Source organism: Paenibacillus sp. J31R34 (assembly GCF_059383715.1).
Genome location: NZ_JBXENU010000002.1, coordinates 199,577 through 216,733, shown reverse-complemented (window position 1 = coordinate 216,733; position 17,157 = coordinate 199,577). Strand labels below are relative to the sequence as shown.

Sequence of the window (17,157 nt, the reverse complement as noted above, 5' to 3'; positions counted from 1 at the left end):
ATCAAGATGTCCATGGCGATCAAACGAAATACAGATCGACCTCAGAGGAAATGGTGGAATCAGCGCCGGAAAGAGGGCGTTATTGGGTGGATCTTTCTAGCACCGGAAGCAATAGGCATTATTATTTTGGCTATCTTCCCGCTTATCTTTTCGTTATTTCTAAGCTTTACTGACTGGAATCTGGTGAGCGGATTTGAGGGGATGAAATGGGTCGGGTTTGATAATTTCACACGATTGGCAGAGGATTCTAAATTTATAAAGGCGCTTCAGAATAATATCTTTTTTACGGCTATAACAGTTCCCGTTGGTCTAATAGCAGCAATGATTATGGCTGTTATTATTCATACCAAGGTCTATGCCAAGGATTTGTTTAAAGTGTTGTTTTTTATTCCTTATATCTGCTCTACCGTAGCGGTTGCCGCCGTGTGGGCAGCCTTGTACCATCCGTCAAGCGGGCCGATCAATCGCTTTTTGATGCAAATAGGCCTGGAGCATCCGCCGAAATGGCTGGTGGACTCCCATTACGCGATTATAGCCATTATGGTCATTGCGATCTGGCAGGCACTCGGATACCAGATGATTATTTTTATGGCGGGCTTGACTCAAATTTCGGAGGATCTATATGAAGCAGCCGACATAGACGGAGCAAACGGAGTCCAGAAATTTTGGTTTATTACGATGCCTCTATTAGCGCCAACCACGTTATTCCTGACCATTACAACGATAATAAGCTCCTTTAAAGTGTTTGATCTGATTAAGTTTTTAACCGATGGTGGACCAAACGATGCATCAACTGTAATTGTATACCGGATCTATGAAGAAGGTTTCATTAACTTTAATATGGGATATGCTTCAGCCATGTCATGGATTCTTTTTTTACTCGTGATTTTGGTGACTTCCGTAACATGGATTTTTCAAGCGAAAGAAAAAAAATCTTAAAAGAGGGGGTGAACGAATGAAGGCTAGGAAATGGGATTGGAGCCGTATAATCGTAACTGTTGTGCTTGGCGGTTTGTCTATCTTCTTTATTGTTCCGCTGGTATGGATGCTCTCTGCCTCCGCCAAATTTGAACGTGATGTCATGATATACCCTATTCAATGGATTCCAACGGACTGGAATTGGTTCAGTAATTTTCATAAGGTGTGGCTTGAGAATGTGCCATTCGGTCTGTTTTATTGGAATTCCCTGAAGCTTTCTGTTATTGCTACCGTATTTACCCTACTTTTTTCGTCCATGGCCGCTTTCTCTTTTGCCAAATTAAGAGCACCCGGGAAAGGCCTGATGTTTGGAATGATGATGTCCTTTATGATTATTCCTGAACAAGCGACACTGGTCCCCAGATTTATTATGATAAAATGGATGGGTTTATATAATACGCATACAGGCATTATCGTCATGCTGATGTTTTCCATGTACTTTACGTTCTTAATGCGGCAGTTTATGGTAGGTGTTCACAATGAATTTATTGAATCCGCCAAAATTGACGGTGCAGGCTATGTTCGGATTTATGCCCAAATTTTATTGCCTCTTAGCAAACCTATATTGGCCACAGCAGGAATTATTAAGTTTATCTGGACCTGGAATGATTATCAGAACCCGCTCATCTTTCTGTTTACGAAGGAGCTATATCCGCTGCCGCTCGGGATACAGTTCTTCCGTCAGGAATATTCAAACAACGTTTCACTAATGATGATGGCCGCAGTTTCGGCGATTATTCCGCTGATTATAGTGTTTATTGCCCTGCAAAAACAAGTGATTAACGGCATTACAGTCGGCGGTGTAAAAGGATAGCAGAACAGGATGTAATGGAATTATACACGAAAAAGAGCGCATCAGGTTACACGGTAAAACGCTTACAAATGAGTATGATAAAGATGCAGCACATTCTATATAACAAAAAGGGGATACAGCGCATGAAGAAGGCATCTATCTTTCTATTCATGAGTTTAATGTTGATTTTGGCCGCTTGCGGCAATAATGCCGGGAAGAACGAAAGCGATACTAGTAAGCCGGAAAATCAAGCCGGAGAAAATTCGTCAGCTGAAAAGGTTACGGTTAAATTGTATACCAATGCTAAAGGCGACCCGGGAGAACCGATGATGAAGCTGGTGGCCGCTTTTAATGAACAGAATGATCATATTAATGTAGAGCATGTGGCACTTGTACAAAATAATGACTCCAGAGAAATGCTGCAAAAGCTTGATGTTCTCTCAGCATCAGGTGAAGAGGTGGATGTCGTTCTGCTCAACAACGAAGGTTTTGTGCTAGAGCGTGCGGGTAATGGGATGTTATATCCTTTAGATGAATTCTTTACAGCAAGCAATATTAATCCGGACAATGAATATTACCGCAACCCGATTTTTGAAGGCAAGCACTATGCTGCAATGACAGATGCCAGCTTCTGGTTTGTTGCCTTGAATGAAACACATCTGAAGGAAGCGGGCCTTGAGGTTCCCGGTTTTGACTGGACGTGGGATGACTTCAGAGAATATTCCAAAAAGCTTACAGCGAGCGGCGAAAACCGCTACGGTACTTACTTTCATACCTTTGGAGAATACGCTAATCTGATTGCTTACACGGATTTCAAAAATCCTCAGTTGAAAGAAGACGGAACCCTGCTCTTCGATGATCCTTCCTTTGAATATTGGTTTAATTTACGCCGGGCGATGGAGCTAGAAGACAAGTCGGTAAAACCTCTTGCTGATGTACTTGCTGCAAAGCAGCACTGGGCTACTGATTTTATGAACGGTACGACCAGCATGCTTCCTATTGCAGGCTACGCATTGGATGAGGCTTTTTTAAATACAGAAAGCTATCCTAGAGATTTTAAAATCACCTTTGCACCATTGCCGCGATCCTCGGCGTCTGCAGAATCCGGGTTGACGAGCATAAGCGGAAGCTTTCTGACTATGCATAAAAACTCCGAGCACAAAGAAGCCGCATTTGAGTTTATAAAATTTGCAACGATGGAAGGGGCTGAATTGTCGGGAAGAATTCCAGGCTGGAAGAAGGCAGATGGAAAAGCAGTGCTGGAGAAGATTATTGGTGAAAAATCAGATTTGGTGGATAAGCAGGTGCTTTCAAATATACTGTTCGATGAACGTGTGCATACGGCAGGCTCTTCATCTGTGAGTGTATCTTACCAGCAGCAATTAAAGAAAGTGGCTGAAGCAGGAATCAATAAATTTTTACTTGATAACTCCACTTATGAGCAAGCTAAGAAATACATGATGGATGAGGGTCAAAAAATAATTGCCGCTAATCCATAACCATAACGAAAGGGGAGATCGAATTTATTTCGATTCCCCTATTTTTCTTTAGATAGTCCTCGTGTAGTATCAGAAGAAAGCAGACTTTGGGGGAATACAGCATGAGGTGGTTGTATCGAATATCGTTTTACCAGAGGATTCAGGCAGCATTGCTGCTGTTTTTGATTATCCCGTTGCTATTCATTTCAGGGTTCTCCTATTTTGCTAACAAACAGTCCAGCGAAGTTAATGCACATGCAAATATGAAGGGGATCACGGGCATAATGGCAAATGATCTATCTAAAACTGCAAATGATATTTTGTATACGGTAAATCAATTTACGACACCTCAGGCTAACGGTATATTTTACGATTTAAGAAAGCTTCATCAGCTGCGGCACTTTGATCATTTTGAGGATTATCAAAATTATACGGATTTAAATGAGAGCATGACCATTCTGGTGGGTAAACTCTCGCTATTGCATGTTGATACTTTTTTTATTAATGAAGCGGACTATCCACTTGTCGGTTCGCTAACAACTGAAGATATTAAGCTGCTAAGATTGGATAGGCAGTTCGAGCACATGACCACATCCGAGGCAGCTTCCGGAGTCGTACAATGGTTCCGGTCAGAGTTGCCTGAGATAATGCAGAAAAGGGCATCGGAACAATACTATTATTATTGCAAAAAGTCCGTTTACGATCCTGTACAAAACCGAATATTGGGCACCTTATTTATCGGGATTCCCGAGTCTTATTTCATCCAATTATTTGAAAATACAACAAATGGGAAATTCTCGTTGTATAGCGAGGAGAATCTGCTCATAGCTGGGATGGATGGGAGTGCCCCGCATTTGCCTGCTGCTGCGCAAAAAGGCTGGATGCTGGAGCAGACAGAGGTAGCAGGAACGCCATGGAAGCTGACCTTTGAAGTGGATATAAAAGAGGTTACAGGCGAGATTACACAGCGCTTCTCCTTCTTACTGATGGGAATACTGATTGTTTTATTTATATTTCTCTTTATATCTTTTGTAATTGCCAGGGGGCTTAATCGTCCAATAGGAAAGCTGATGCGCGTGGTTAAGCAATATGGAGAAGGGAATACTTCGGTTCGCTACAGTGTGAAGGGGCAAGATGAAATCGCTCAGCTCGGCAGCGCGGTTAATCATATGCTGAATAATATTCATTCCTTAATGAGGAAAATTGAGGAGGAACAAGAAGAGAAGCGAACGATCGAATTGTATGCTCTTTTTTCTCAAATTCAGCCGCATTTTTTGCTTAACACCTTAAATTCCATAAAGTGCAATTTGGCTTTGGAGGGAGATTTCTCTAATAGCGAGAACATTGATTCCCTAATGATTTTATTGCGGGCCCATTTGCGTGTAAATGAGCCTTTGTTTTTATATGAGGAATGTAATCTGTTAACAGAATATATGTCCATCATGCGCCTGCGAAACCGGATGAACATTAAGCTCGATATCGTGTTGCCTGAACAATACCGTCAATTAGTTGTACCAAGACTACTGCTTCAGCCTCTGGTAGAAAACAGTATCGTTCATGGAATAAAACGAAATCATTCAAATCCCTGCATTCGTGTTATTGTCGAGGCGGTTAATCACATGATAGAAATCCGGGTGGAGGACAACGGCAGCGGGATCAGTGAAGAGGAACTACAGGAGCTGAGTGGAAAGCTGCTTTCAGGAGAGCAGTCGACAGATGAAAAAGGCGTAGGTCTTCACAATGTAAAAAGGCGTTTAATTCTCAGTTATGGTGAGGGAACATCTTTTACGGTTACGCCAAATTACCCCAAGGGTTTTGTATGTATTTTACGGATACCCGGAATGAATAGTTGGAAAGGAAATGTAACATGGCCAAAGTGATGTTAATTGACGATGATGTGCCTGTTGTTGAATATTTGCAAAGGCTTGTTCCTTGGGAAAGTCATGATCTGTCGGTCTGTGCTGCAGCTTTTTCAGTTAGTGAAGCCAAGGAATTATTTATGAAAGAGTATCCGGACATCCTGCTTACGGATATTGGATTACCTGATGGAAACGGAATAGAGCTCGCTCATTATTTCCGCTCTTTATATCCCGAGCTGCGGATTATTTTTTTAACTTGTCATGAGGATTTTCATTATCTTAAAGAAGCTATGAGTATAGAAGCGGATGATTATATCGTCAAGGACGAATTAAGCCCTGATAAAATTATTCAAAGTGTCGAAAAAGCGGTTGCAAAAATGAAATCTGCCCAAACCGAACTGGAGAAGATAGCCTATAAAAGCGATGTTGAGCGGAACAAGGATCTATTAATCCAGCGGTTCTTTCTTGAAATTCTTAAAGCCTCTGAGCCGGAGTCATTATTAAAGCAGGGAGAAAGACTGGGGATCGAGTGGGTATTTCCTAATTATATGGTTATTTTATGCCATCTGGATATAGGCTCCATGTTGAACGTTTATAATCGGAACAGCCTGGAGTTGGTCAAATATGCAGCGTACAACATAGCCAAAGAACTGACGGAAGGAACAGGGATTACCCCCATTCAAGCCGAAGGGCTTCAGTTATGGTTCATTGCTAACCTCTCCGGCAACTCAGATGAACCATTAGCTGTCCGTGGGCATCTCAACCACATTCATGAGAAGATTTCGGAATTTCTAAAAATCAATTGCTGTTTCTTAATCTCCTTTCAGCCTGTTTCACTGGTTCAGTTGAAATCGAAGGTTGATGAGATGATCAGGAAACAGCAAAGCTCGTATTACGAATCTGCGTGGTTGATTACAATTGACGGGCCTGAAAGCCAAGCTGAAACAAGAGACGATATAGATTTAACTGCTATTGAGCCCTATTGTCAAAAATGGGCAGCCGCATTAAGCGAGTTTAACAGATCCCTTGTCCTCATATATGCAAGCACTATTGAAAAGCTTATTCGCGAGAAGAGACCGCAAGCTAAACAAGTTCAGGATCTGCTGATCCGCATGCTGCAGCAGGCGGTCTATCAGTTGAAGGGGACAATGGATGAGCGGCTTCAACAGGAAATAAAGCAAGCGTTGAATTTAGGAGAGGCCCTTGTAATTATGAGTGTTTTTTCAGACGATTTTATGGAGCAGAAGCGCTCGGCTTACACAGACAATCAGAACACAAATCCTGATCTTAAGGTAATAAACGCTTTTATTTATCAGTATATCTACAAAAATGTGACTTCTATTGATATTGCGCAATATCTGCATCTTAACCCAAACTATTTCTCACGGTATTTCAAGAAACTGGCCGGTTTGAATTTTACAGATCATGTGCATCTTCTGAAAATGGAGGAAGCCAAACGTTTGCTCAGCGGACAAAATGAAACGGCAGAGAATGTAGCTTATATGCTGGGATACTCAGACCGTGCGTATTTCTCTAAAGTATTTAAAAAGTACACGGGCATGAGCCCAAGCGAGTTCAAACAAAAATAGCTGAACAATAGGAGGAAACTAGAATGATGAAGGAACCTATTAAACCGAAATATGGCTTAGAACCATGGACTGCTGACCTGGGGGACGGGACTTACAGAAATCCTATACTGCACGCCGACTATTCAGATCCTGATGTCATTCGGGTAGGTGAAGATTTCTACATGACAGCCTCCAGCTTTGGACATATTCCAGGACTTCCGATTTTGCATTCAAAGGATCTGGTAAATTGGCGTCTTATCAATCATGCCCTGAAGCGTATGCCACTGGAAGGTTACGACAGACCTCAGCATGGGAATGGTGTATGGGCACCGAGCCTCCGCTATCATGACAACCGGTATTGGATTTTTTATGGTGATCCTGATGTAGGGATTTTTATGACGACCGCCGAGGACCCAGCAGGAGAATGGTCGGAGCTGCATCTTGTACACGCGGGTAAAGGCCTCATTGATACTTGCCCTTTCTGGGATGAAGATGGACAAGCCTATTTGATCCACGCATTTGCCAAAAGCCGCAGCGGCCTTAAGCATCGCTTGTGTCTGCGCCCCATGTCGCCTGATGGAAAAAGACTGTTGGGTGAGGGCCAGATTATTTTCCACGATTCCGAGCGACATCCCACACTGGAAGGTCCCAAAATGTACAAGCGACAAGGGTACTATTATGTGTTTGCTCCTGCAGGTGGTGTGGAGAACGGCTGGCAAGCGGTATTTCGGGCTACCAGTCCTTACGGTCCGTATGAAGAGCGTGTTGTGCTCATTCAGGGAGCATCACAGGTAAATGGCCCTCATCAGGGGGGATGGGTAGAATTAGAATCCGGGGAATCATGGTTTCTGCATTTTCAGGATAAAGGTGCTTACGGCAGAATTGTGCATATGCAGCCCGTTGCATGGGTCGATGGCTGGCCGGTTATGGGGAATGCTGTGGATGGTAATGGTGTGGGAGAACCGCTCGAATGGTACCGCAAACCTGATGTAGGAAGGGAGTATCCGTGCGAGGTACCAACTTCATCTGATCATTTTGCAGCATCTGCTCTTGGCGTGGAGTGGCAGTGGCAGGCTAATCCGTCTGACACCTGGTACTCTCTGTCGCAGCGGCCGGGTTGGCTAAGATTGTTTGCCCAGCCGCGGTTGAATAGGGAAGATACTTTGTTTCAAGCCCCGCATCTTTTATTGCAGAAGTTTCCGGCTCCTTCTTTCAGTGCCGCTACCTTATTGGACATCTCGGCTGCTCCAGTGGGAATGGAGGCTGGGTTAATTGTGTTTGGATACCAGTATGCTGCTTTTCGTGTTTGCTGCAGCAAATCTATGAATACAAGAAAATTGCAACTGGTACATGGAAACGAGGATCAGGAAACGGTGATTTGGGAAGCGCCTATTGAAGCAGATCAAGTTGTGTTGCGGGCAGACGTTTACCCTGGAGCCCGCTGCTCCTTTGGATATAGTTTAGATGGGGAGCACTTCGAGGCTCTGAATGCACCTTTATTTCAAGCAACGGTCAGCAAATGGGTAGGAGCTAAAATAGGCGTATATGCTAAATCGGATGTTGTTAAAGATCAGACGACAAGCGCTATTAAGGAACAGTCATCACCTGGTTGGGCTGAATTTGGCTGGTTTACCGTTAGCGGACTAGATTTGTGAAATAAACAAAGAGGCTGCCGATTCGTATCGGGAGCTTTTTTGTTTGTGTATCATTTGATAGTAGTTACTCAGAAATTTTGGGAAATGAAGTCATGCCATGAGCAGCATGACTTCAAGTTGATTAATTGATGACTTGATTCCGTGTCAACAAACCCCATAACTGATCAGCGACCTCAATAGGAGATTGTGGCATGTTATTGAGAATCCACCATTCGATTACCCCTACAAATGCTGAGCCCATAAATTGAGTCACTAGCTCCTTGTTGTAATTCTGATTATTGCCACCCATATCAATGTGGAGCTTGATGTGACTCGTAACGAGCTCTAGCATTCGTTCACGAAATACAGGTATTCCTTTATTCGCAAGCATAGATACATAAAATCGATGGTTCTCTGCAAAATAATTCATAACGGGCAAAAAGGAGGATTTTATCAAATCGACAGTCTCCCCGCTTGCATTTGTTTCAGTCGTAGCCGAGATCATTTTATTGAGATTTTCGTCTATGCATTTGTTCAAAAGGTCGTATTTATCATCAAAATGAAAATACACGGTGCCTCTATTGATATTAGCCCGATCTGCAATATCGTTGATCGTAATGCTTTCAAAGTCCTTCTCAGAGACCAAAGTAATAAAGGATTGCAAAATAGCCTCTTTTGTTCTTGTAATTCTTCTGTCAACTTTACCTTCCAATTTCATAACCTCCCTGAAAAAATACAACAAAACACGGTTTTCTGTTGAATATCGAACAAAAACCGAATGATTAACAATTGAACGAATCGCTATACCTTATATAATAAGCAATAAGAATAAGTTGTTCAACAAGTGTTGGATTACTTGCTCTAATCCAAATTACCAGGAGGATAACATCATGTCACTAGAAACGCTCCAAGCAAAACTTGAATTAAGAGAACTTGTGGATGCTTATGCAACTTTAACGGATGAGAAAAGAATTTCAGATCAAATGCTATTATTTACACCAGATACCCAATTTAAAATATATATGAGTGACCAATTGCTGTCTAATGTTTCTGGCACCGCACAACTGGAGGAGGAGTTCAACGGTCACGTTTCACTTGTGAAACGATACTTCACTCTGAACGGGCAGCATGTTGTAAACGTGGATGGAGATACGGCATCGGGAGTCGTATTTTCTCATATAAAAATGTTGCGTGACGGTGAGGAGGGCACAGAAGTCCTCACTGATTATAGTGTTCAATATCATGATGTATATGTACGTCAAAATGAAAAGTGGCTCATTAAGGAGCGCACATCAAAATACATTTTTGTTGAAGCAAAGGTTTTACAAAGCTAAGCAAAATATTACGAAAAGACGGGAATACCTTGTTGTATCCCGTCTTTTATTATGATTTCGATCCTTTTGTAAAGTGACTGAAGCGGACGAGGTTCTAGTAAGAGAAGCAGAAAGGTTAAAAAAGAGAGGAGTACAAAATTATGAGTGTAAATACAACACTTAGCTCTGATTTTGAGTTTGATAATGCGATTTTTATGGGTTATTTCGTCATTGTTTTTAATGAAGATAAAATGGTTGGTTGGGGTCTCATTGAAAGCTTCAATGAGCTTGAAGTTCAGGTAAATGGTAAAGCCTACTTGAGGAAACAATCCATTTTCAAACAAACGCCCGTACCGGATGTTTATTATGAGCTCAAGTAAGAACATTCTTTAGCTATATTTGATGAGATATCCCCCCGAACCTTTGCGGAGGTACAGTCTCTTTGACGTTCCTTGCTTGTATTAGAGCTAGTTATTTGCCTTAACAAATGTTTCTCAGATTGACACATTTTCTGTAAGGACCAGCAAAACTACATGAGCTATAGAGAAACGTGAAGAAGTGATTATTTTATCGTGAAAACGAGCTTATTTGATTAAAAGCAGCCATTCCTGATCTTTGGGGCATTTTGAGGTTCATTGAATAGTTCAATATAATAGTTCATATGAACTCAAAATACAAAGAAGGATTGTGATGAGACTCAAATGAGTACGGGTTTAAGTTTGTTCTTGATTGCTGTGCTAATTTTACTGACCGCATTTTTTGTAGCTACTGAATTCGCCATCATTAAACTTCGCTCCAGTCGTGTAGACCAATTGGTCTTAGAGGGGCGGAAAAATGCTAGTGCTGTACTACACGTAACTCGAAATTTGGATGGGTATTTGTCTGCATGTCAATTGGGTATAACCATTACTGCATTAGGTCTAGGATGGTTGGGCAAACCAGCCGTGGAGAAGCTTCTTCTCCCTGTATTTGAAAGCATGAACTTGAACACCGATATTAGTCTCATCTTATCTTTTATATTGGCTTTCTCGCTCGTAACCTTTCTTCACGTCGTTGTGGGTGAGCTTGCTCCGAAAACGTGGGCTATTCAAAAGCCGGAATTCGTTAGTTTTGCTGTAGCCAAACCGATTATCTTTTTCTATAAGGTTATGTATCCATTCATCTGGCTTTTAAATGGTTCAGCAAATGCTTTGGTTCGTTTTTTCGGCTTAAAGGCCGCTAAAGAGCATGAAGAAGCGCATTCTGAAGAAGAGATTCAAATCATATTAAACGATAGCCTTCAAAGTGGTAAAATTAACAATACAGAATATGGGTATATGAATCGTATTTTTGCTTTCGATGATATGGTTGCGAAGGATGTCATGGTTCCAAGAACCGATATGGTTTGTTTATTTACGAACTTATCTATATCCGAGAACATGGAGATTATTCAGAAGGAGCAATATACACGATTTCCAGTAGCGACAGATCATAAAGATCATATAGTAGGGATGATTAATACGAAGCAATTATTTTTACAACATGATAAGATTGACAGCGAATTGGATGTGAAAAAGCTCCTTCATCCTGTTGTGACTGTTTCCGAAGCGACACCTTTGAAAGTATTGCTTAAACGTATGCAGCAGGAGCGAGTTCATCTTGCTGTTCTCATAGACGAATATGGCGGAACGTCTGGACTTGTAACCATAGAGGACATTCTCGAAGTAATTGTAGGGGAAATTCACGATGAATTTGATGCAGATGAACGTAAAGGAATAGAAAAAATGATTGAAGTGAAGCCTATCAAGTAAACAAGTCTTTAAAACAGAAGAAGACCGTGAAAAACGGTCTTCTTCTGTTTGCGTTTCGCCCAGTATTCACTGCTAGGAATGAAGGGCTGCAAAGTTATTTCTATTTATTTAGCTGCCTAGATACGAACAGTCGTTCTATCAGTTAATAGGATGACGATGACCAGCAAGAAACCGATCAAGGCCAGGCCCGCTGCCAGCCATGGCAAGCCGCCTAGACCAGAATGCGTTATGACGAAGCCGCCAATGTAGGCGCCTAAGGCATTTCCCATATTGAGGAAAGAGTGATTGGACGTCGCGACAAGCATGGGAGCCTCACTCGCCAAAGTCATGGTACGGAGCTGAATGCCCGGCATAATGCTGAAGGCGGCAATTCCCCAAATAAATAAAGTGGCTATGGCCAAAATAGGATTGTACAAGGTAACCGACAAAGCGGCTAACACGATGCTTAAAAATGCAAAATTAACCATAAGAGCAGGGAGCAGCTTCCAATCCGCCAGCTTGCCTCCAATTAAATTGCCGATGGTAACGGATATGCCGAAAATGACAAGAATCCAGGTGACGTTGTGCTCCTTAAATCCACTCATCTCCTGAAGCACGGGCGAGATGTAGGTGAATAAGGCGAACAAGCTTGCGCAGCCAAATAAGCCAGCTATAAGCATTAGCAAAACCTGAGGTTTAACAACAGCCTTAATTTCCTGCCAAACGCTCGCATTGTGGCTTTCGGAAATAATAGGGATGTATTTCCATATTCCTGCAAGTGAAACAATGCCCAAAACAGTGATGACGCCAAAAGAAGCTCTCCATCCGAATTCCTGACCGATAAAGGTGCCAAAGGGTACGCCAACAATGTTGGCAATCGTAAGTCCAGCTAATACAAGTGCTACTGCACTTCCCTTTCTGTGGGGAGGAACGAGATGTGTCGCGATTAAAGTGCCAGCGCCAAGAAAAGTGCCATGCGCCAGCGCCGTCACGATTCTTGCAAAGATGAGCAAGGGATACGTGGGAGCAAGCATGGAAAAGGCATTACCCAGAATGAAAATGAGTATAAGCAGCAGCAGCAGCCGTTTCTTAGCTACGGAATGCGTCATAATGGTCAATAGGGGTGCACCGATTGCAACACCTAGGGCATAGCTCGTAATGATTTGACCCGCTTGAGGTATGGTCACGTTAAGATCGGATGCCACGTTTGGCAGCAATCCCATGACTAAAAATTCGGTCATGCCAATGGCGAAGGCTCCCATCGTTAACCACATAAGCGAGGCTGGCATTTTCTCCTTGCGCTGCGACTGAACACCCGCAAGCGATTGTGAATTTAACATTGAAAATTCTCCTATCCTGTCTGTTTCTCTATCTAATATACAAGTTATAATCATAGTTTCTGATCAATGGATTTACAATGCAACATCTTGGCTTCCTTTATCAAAATGTGATAGATCTTGCTATTTGCAGCCTGTATAAATGATAATGATGTTAGAGCAGCCAACTTGGGATATGAGGACGAGGACATCTATGAATTTAACCTTACAATATATTGGAAAAGTGTTGGAGCATCCGGATTGGAGCTTCCCGACGCATCGGCATCAGCATTTCAGCGAGCTGATTTTTGTAACGAAGGGCGAAGGCGTTGTGACGATTGCGGGGGAGCGTTACGCGGTGCAGGCGGGAGACCTGTTAGTATACAATAAAGGCGTAATTCATGAAGAGTATTCCAGCGAGAATAATCCGCTAGCGCTTTACTATAGCGGCATTTTACATCCGGATATGGAGATGTTAATACCGCTCGAATGCTGTCCTGTCATGAAAACAAAAGAACATAAAAATACGATTCAATCGTTATTTGATTTGTTATTTGAAGAGGCGCAGCATAAACGGGATCAGTACCAGCAGGCCGCCCAGCAATTATTGACGGTATTGGTCGTTTGGGTACATCGGTTGAATAAAGAAAATACGACCTTGAATAAAGTTCGGGATGCAGAATCCTTGGCGATTGGAATTAAAGAATATTTGGATATTCACTATTTGCGCCATCTTACGCTGCAAGAGATTGCTACCGAGTTTCATTTGAGTCCCTATTATATTTCTCATGTGTTTCATCGAAAGTATAACGACTCGCCGATCAATTATATTTTAAATCGTCGCATGGCTGAAGCTAGACAAATGCTTGTTTCAACCAAGCTGAAAATTTCAGTGATCGCCCATTTGCTTGGTTATGAAAATGCAAATTATTTTACTATTTTATTTACACGACTAATGACTGAGTCACCTAGTCAATATCGTAAACGGGAGCTTCGCGAACGGATAAATTTATAAAGAGCGGAGGAGTCAAGCATAGTCTGTAGAAAATGTCCATGAAAGGGACACGCTAGGCTTGACACCATTTGCTTTTTGCGTTAAATTAAATGCATGCGCATGCTTTTATTGGTAACTGCAGTTAAAATCCGAATGAGATAAGTGAGGGATTCGGGATGTTTTGGTTGATTTTTTTAGCCGTTATAATCACAATGTTCGTTGTTATACGTCAGTTATGGCCCATGCCAAACCTTAAACATATCGATTATCAAGATTTTTTGAAACGGCGGGATGAATTTCGTGAATATAAAGTGATTGATATTCGAGATTCACTCGAGTATTTGTCCGATCCTACAGCTGGGACGATCAATATCTCGCTAGGCCGCCTTCCTTACGTATGGAAAAAGCATCTTATCCGTGAGGATAATGTCATCATATTGTCTACTAGGGCATTTAAATCAAAAAAAGCTGCGCGGATTTTGCGAAAGCGAGGATTTGAATTTCTCTATGTAGTTAAATAAAGAGAGGAGTCTTTCTCATGAAAGTTTTATTTAGTCCCTATACATTTAAAGGTTTGGAATTGAAAAATCGCATCGTAATGCCGCCAATGTGTCAGTATTCGGTTGATAAAAAGGGCGGAACCTCAGGCGGTCTCTGGAACCAATAAAGCGGTTCGGTTGGTTAACGAGAGCCTGATAAATCTAAAAAATCAAAGAGGCCAACCTATTAGTTTTGTATAATAGGTTGGCCTCTTTGTACGCTTGGCAGCTCAACTGGCTAAAGAAAGAAAATCTCTAGTGTGCCATAAGGTGGCGGAAGAAACTCAAAAATCGCATTAAGATGCCCGGTACTTCGAATTTTAAGGGCTGATGTATAGTCGCCTTCCGGATTGACAATTCTGTTAAGAAACGGGATTTGAGTAGGCTGGTCCCATTCGATATATGCTGTTTTAAAAAGGTTATCAAATGCTGAACGAACCTCTCAGCAGATGATAACCTTTCGGGTAGCATTAGCGTACAATCATTTCAATAGCTGCCCTCACAAATACATTATTGCGTCACTCCAAATACATTAAGTTCAGCCATACTTGTCCATGGGTTATTGTTTACCTCACTTAAGGCTCGCAGTCTAATATATCGACCTGTCTTGGCTGCAAAGCTGACTTCTTTCAAAGTGGTATCATTTGTAAAGGCACCTGAGGCTACAGATGTTCCCCAGTTTACCCCATCAGTGCTGACGTAGAACTCATAGTCCTTGATCGTTCCGTTCACTTGGCCATCTTGTCTTGGCAGATAGCTGAATTTGGAGAGAGTATAGGATGCACCCAGATCAATTTGAATCTCGTGCGGCATTGGAGCTACTGGGGACCATTTCGTGTGCCACAACGTGCTGTTGTTTCCATCAAAGGCTTTCAGGGCTTCATTGTACAATTCATCGCTGTCTACATATTTTAGCGTCCAATTCGTTTGCGGAATCAGATTGGCTCCTCCTACTGTTACTGTCGTATTCATAGCGGAATTACTTGTACTTGTCGTCGTAATTGTAACTCCTGAATTATTTCCAGTGTAGGTATTACTGTTTGGATTGGTACCTGGACCAAAGGAAGCAGCATGATTATTATTCGTGTAATAGAACGAGTCCTGGTATTCACTAACGGATTGCTCAATATCGATGAAAGGGTGAGGATCATTTTGGATATTATTCATGGATTCATCAATATGCCAAATCGCGATGCCGCCAGAAACGGTTGGCAAGCTTGCATCATATCCAACTTTTTGGCGATTCTCAACTAAAAAATAAGAATTATCCGCTAAAGGAATCTTTATAACATTATAGTTATTAAGGATGCTATGCAGAGTAACATTGTTTGTTGTATTTACTACAACAGGTGTTACAAATCCTAATTTTACTTTTGACCAGGCATCCATATGAGTGGGTGTAGCTCCATAATCTTCTCCTTGAAGACTATTCCAGGATCCATTAGCCATTATACTTAGCTCACCCACATGATTATTAGAACCATAGAGATCTGGAAGACCAAAGGAATGGCCTAATTCATGAGCAAGGAGACCAATCGTTGCCATATGACCATATTGTTTTTCGCCCTGTGCCGTATACATACCTGATACTGTAACACCATCGTGATTGGTGTCGGGAGCAAACGACTGATGTGCCCAAACATTTGGTGCTGGACCACCACTAGCCTCTTCATTACCAGCAAGAATAGTTACAATGTAGAAACCATCTTTAGAATCGATGACCTGATCATTATTGGTATCGAAACTAGCATAATTCACTGCAAGATCAGCTTTAGTCAGTGCATCTGTTATAACTGTTCCCATGCTTTTTCCCGATGTATCCGGATGATCGTAGTCTAGTTTTACCTTTACTACCCCATCATTTTGCGTGCCATATAATTCGGACGCTGGAGTGAGCTGCACTTTTCCATTACTCACTTCATTATAGTAATCTTTAATTGACTTTTGATTTGCTGAAAAGAATTTGTTGCTCCAATCGTTGTCGCTATATGCGATATCAATATTTGTAAACTCAATTAACAAAACTAGTAATTTTTTGGTTCCTGAAACTGAAGTGACAGTTCCATCAATATTTTGTAGTGATCCCGTAAACTCTTTCGATTCTGAACGTTCAAGAGAAGATGAGGATTCCTTTTGCAGCTCATTTATCAGCTCCTGTTTTTTCTGAGCTTGAGGATTGTATTTGTTTACCCATGTGGTTAAATGGTTCTCATCTACCGCTTTTGCAGGCTTCTTGTCAATTTTATATTTTTCTCCCGTCGATTTCAGGTCGTTTGATGTAAGTTCAGCGTAATTCCAATACCCCTGCTGATCTTGTATAAGTATGTCGCCATCGTTTGTACTTGCCCAATGGAACCATTCATCTCCATGCATCGTAGCTTGAAACGACTCGCCTGACGGTTGCTCCATTTCGACAACCCCATTGTATGCTGGTGCAGCAAAAACGCTCGTATGAATGCACAAAACACAAATCAAAGAAAAAATGGATGTGAACATAAACTTGAAACTATGCTTCATAAATATTCCTCCTTTAAATTTTTTTTGTTGATCATAAAATCGTTTTTTTTATAGATTCATAAAGGTCGTCCCTCCCTTTCATTGATATGAGGAATATTCTGTTGATAATCGCACCAGATTCATAGATAGATTAAATCGACAGATGCATCTAACAGAAGCCTGGAATACCTCCTATCACAATATAAGTAAATTTTTACAATATGTCTAGTTTTTTGTTTAAATGATATTTTATGGAATAGTCTTAATATGGGCAGATGAATAGCCGGATTCCCATTGGCGGGACAAATGTAATCCGAAACGCCTCATCTTCCAGGCGATCATCATGGACCATAAAACAGTACAGAATGGGATTTCATCTAGCCATGCATGCTCAAGTATAAAGAATCTAATAAATCAAAA

Annotated in this window: 13 protein-coding genes and 2 pseudogenes; 12 read left to right on the top strand and 3 right to left on the bottom strand. The window is 41.7% G+C overall.

Annotated features, from left to right (window positions below; genetic code table 11):
* The first annotated feature begins 6 nt into the window (after positions 1-6).
* The 6 genes from AC50YG_RS06470 to AC50YG_RS06445 all read left to right on the top strand — a co-directional run bounded on the left by AC50YG_RS06470 (position 7) and on the right by AC50YG_RS06445 (position 8,331).
* Positions 7-939 carry a carbohydrate ABC transporter permease gene (locus AC50YG_RS06470; RefSeq protein WP_494825577.1) on the top strand — a complete coding sequence of 311 codons (933 nt, stop codon included), beginning with the start codon at positions 7-9 and terminating at the stop codon, positions 937-939.
* Positions 940-955: 16 nt separating this feature from the next.
* On the top strand, positions 956-1,792 hold the full coding sequence (locus AC50YG_RS06465) for a carbohydrate ABC transporter permease (protein ID WP_494825575.1): 837 nt from the start codon (positions 956-958) through the stop codon (positions 1,790-1,792).
* Between the two features lie 122 nt (positions 1,793-1,914).
* Positions 1,915-3,270 (top strand): ABC transporter substrate-binding protein, encoded by a 1,356-nt coding sequence (locus AC50YG_RS06460; RefSeq protein WP_494825573.1) that lies wholly within the window; start codon positions 1,915-1,917, stop codon positions 3,268-3,270.
* 149 nt (positions 3,271-3,419) lie between these two features.
* A complete protein-coding gene (locus AC50YG_RS06455; protein ID WP_494825571.1) occupies positions 3,420-5,129 on the top strand; it encodes a sensor histidine kinase in 1,710 nt (569 codons plus the stop codon).
* The gene (locus tag AC50YG_RS06450) at positions 5,117-6,697 is read left to right on the top strand and encodes a response regulator transcription factor (protein WP_494825569.1); all 1,581 of its coding nucleotides are present in this window, start codon (positions 5,117-5,119) and stop codon (positions 6,695-6,697) included. Before AC50YG_RS06455 ends, AC50YG_RS06450 begins: the two co-directional genes overlap by 13 nt.
* Before the next feature lie 23 nt (positions 6,698-6,720).
* Positions 6,721-8,331, top strand: a complete 1,611-nt coding sequence (locus AC50YG_RS06445) for a glycoside hydrolase family 43 protein (RefSeq protein ID WP_494825567.1) — start codon at positions 6,721-6,723, stop codon at positions 8,329-8,331.
* Positions 8,332-8,452: 121 nt separating this feature from the next.
* On the opposite strand, the gene AC50YG_RS06440 is transcribed toward AC50YG_RS06445, so the two are convergent.
* Complete coding sequence (locus AC50YG_RS06440) at positions 8,453-9,028, bottom strand: TetR/AcrR family transcriptional regulator (protein WP_494825565.1); 576 nt, start codon at positions 9,026-9,028, stop codon at positions 8,453-8,455.
* 172 nt (positions 9,029-9,200) lie between these two features.
* Between AC50YG_RS06440 and AC50YG_RS06435 the strand changes: the two genes are divergently transcribed.
* From AC50YG_RS06435 to AC50YG_RS06425, 3 genes and pseudogenes are all read left to right on the top strand, one after another.
* Positions 9,201-9,644 (top strand): nuclear transport factor 2 family protein, encoded by a 444-nt coding sequence (locus AC50YG_RS06435; RefSeq protein ID WP_494825564.1) that lies wholly within the window; start codon positions 9,201-9,203, stop codon positions 9,642-9,644.
* Between the two features lie 140 nt (positions 9,645-9,784).
* Complete coding sequence (locus tag AC50YG_RS06430; protein WP_494825562.1) at positions 9,785-10,003, top strand: hypothetical protein; 219 nt, start codon at positions 9,785-9,787, stop codon at positions 10,001-10,003.
* A gap of 321 nt (positions 10,004-10,324) precedes the next feature.
* Positions 10,325-11,395: pseudogene (locus tag AC50YG_RS06425) on the top strand (hemolysin family protein); the annotation flags it as partial.
* A gap of 134 nt (positions 11,396-11,529) precedes the next feature.
* On the opposite strand, the gene AC50YG_RS06420 reads toward AC50YG_RS06425, so the two are convergent.
* Complete coding sequence (locus AC50YG_RS06420) at positions 11,530-12,732, bottom strand: MFS transporter (protein ID WP_494825560.1); 1,203 nt, start codon at positions 12,730-12,732, stop codon at positions 11,530-11,532.
* 190 nt (positions 12,733-12,922) lie between these two features.
* Between AC50YG_RS06420 and AC50YG_RS06415 the strand changes: the two genes are divergently transcribed.
* The 3 genes and pseudogenes from AC50YG_RS06415 to AC50YG_RS06405 form a co-directional block, all read left to right on the top strand.
* Positions 12,923-13,723, top strand: coding sequence for an AraC family transcriptional regulator (locus AC50YG_RS06415; protein ID WP_494825558.1), 801 nt, complete (start codon positions 12,923-12,925; stop codon positions 13,721-13,723).
* Positions 13,724-13,878: 155 nt separating this feature from the next.
* A complete protein-coding gene (locus tag AC50YG_RS06410; RefSeq protein ID WP_494825556.1) occupies positions 13,879-14,223 on the top strand; it encodes a rhodanese-like domain-containing protein in 345 nt (114 codons plus the stop codon).
* A gap of 17 nt (positions 14,224-14,240) precedes the next feature.
* A pseudogene (locus AC50YG_RS06405) lies at positions 14,241-14,342 on the top strand (oxidoreductase); the annotation flags it as partial.
* A gap of 409 nt (positions 14,343-14,751) precedes the next feature.
* Here AC50YG_RS06405 and AC50YG_RS06400 read toward each other — a convergent pair.
* On the bottom strand, positions 14,752-16,758 hold the full coding sequence (locus AC50YG_RS06400) for a M6 family metalloprotease domain-containing protein (protein ID WP_494825554.1): 2,007 nt from the start codon (positions 16,756-16,758) through the stop codon (positions 14,752-14,754).
* Between the last annotated feature and the right edge of the window lie 399 nt (positions 16,759-17,157).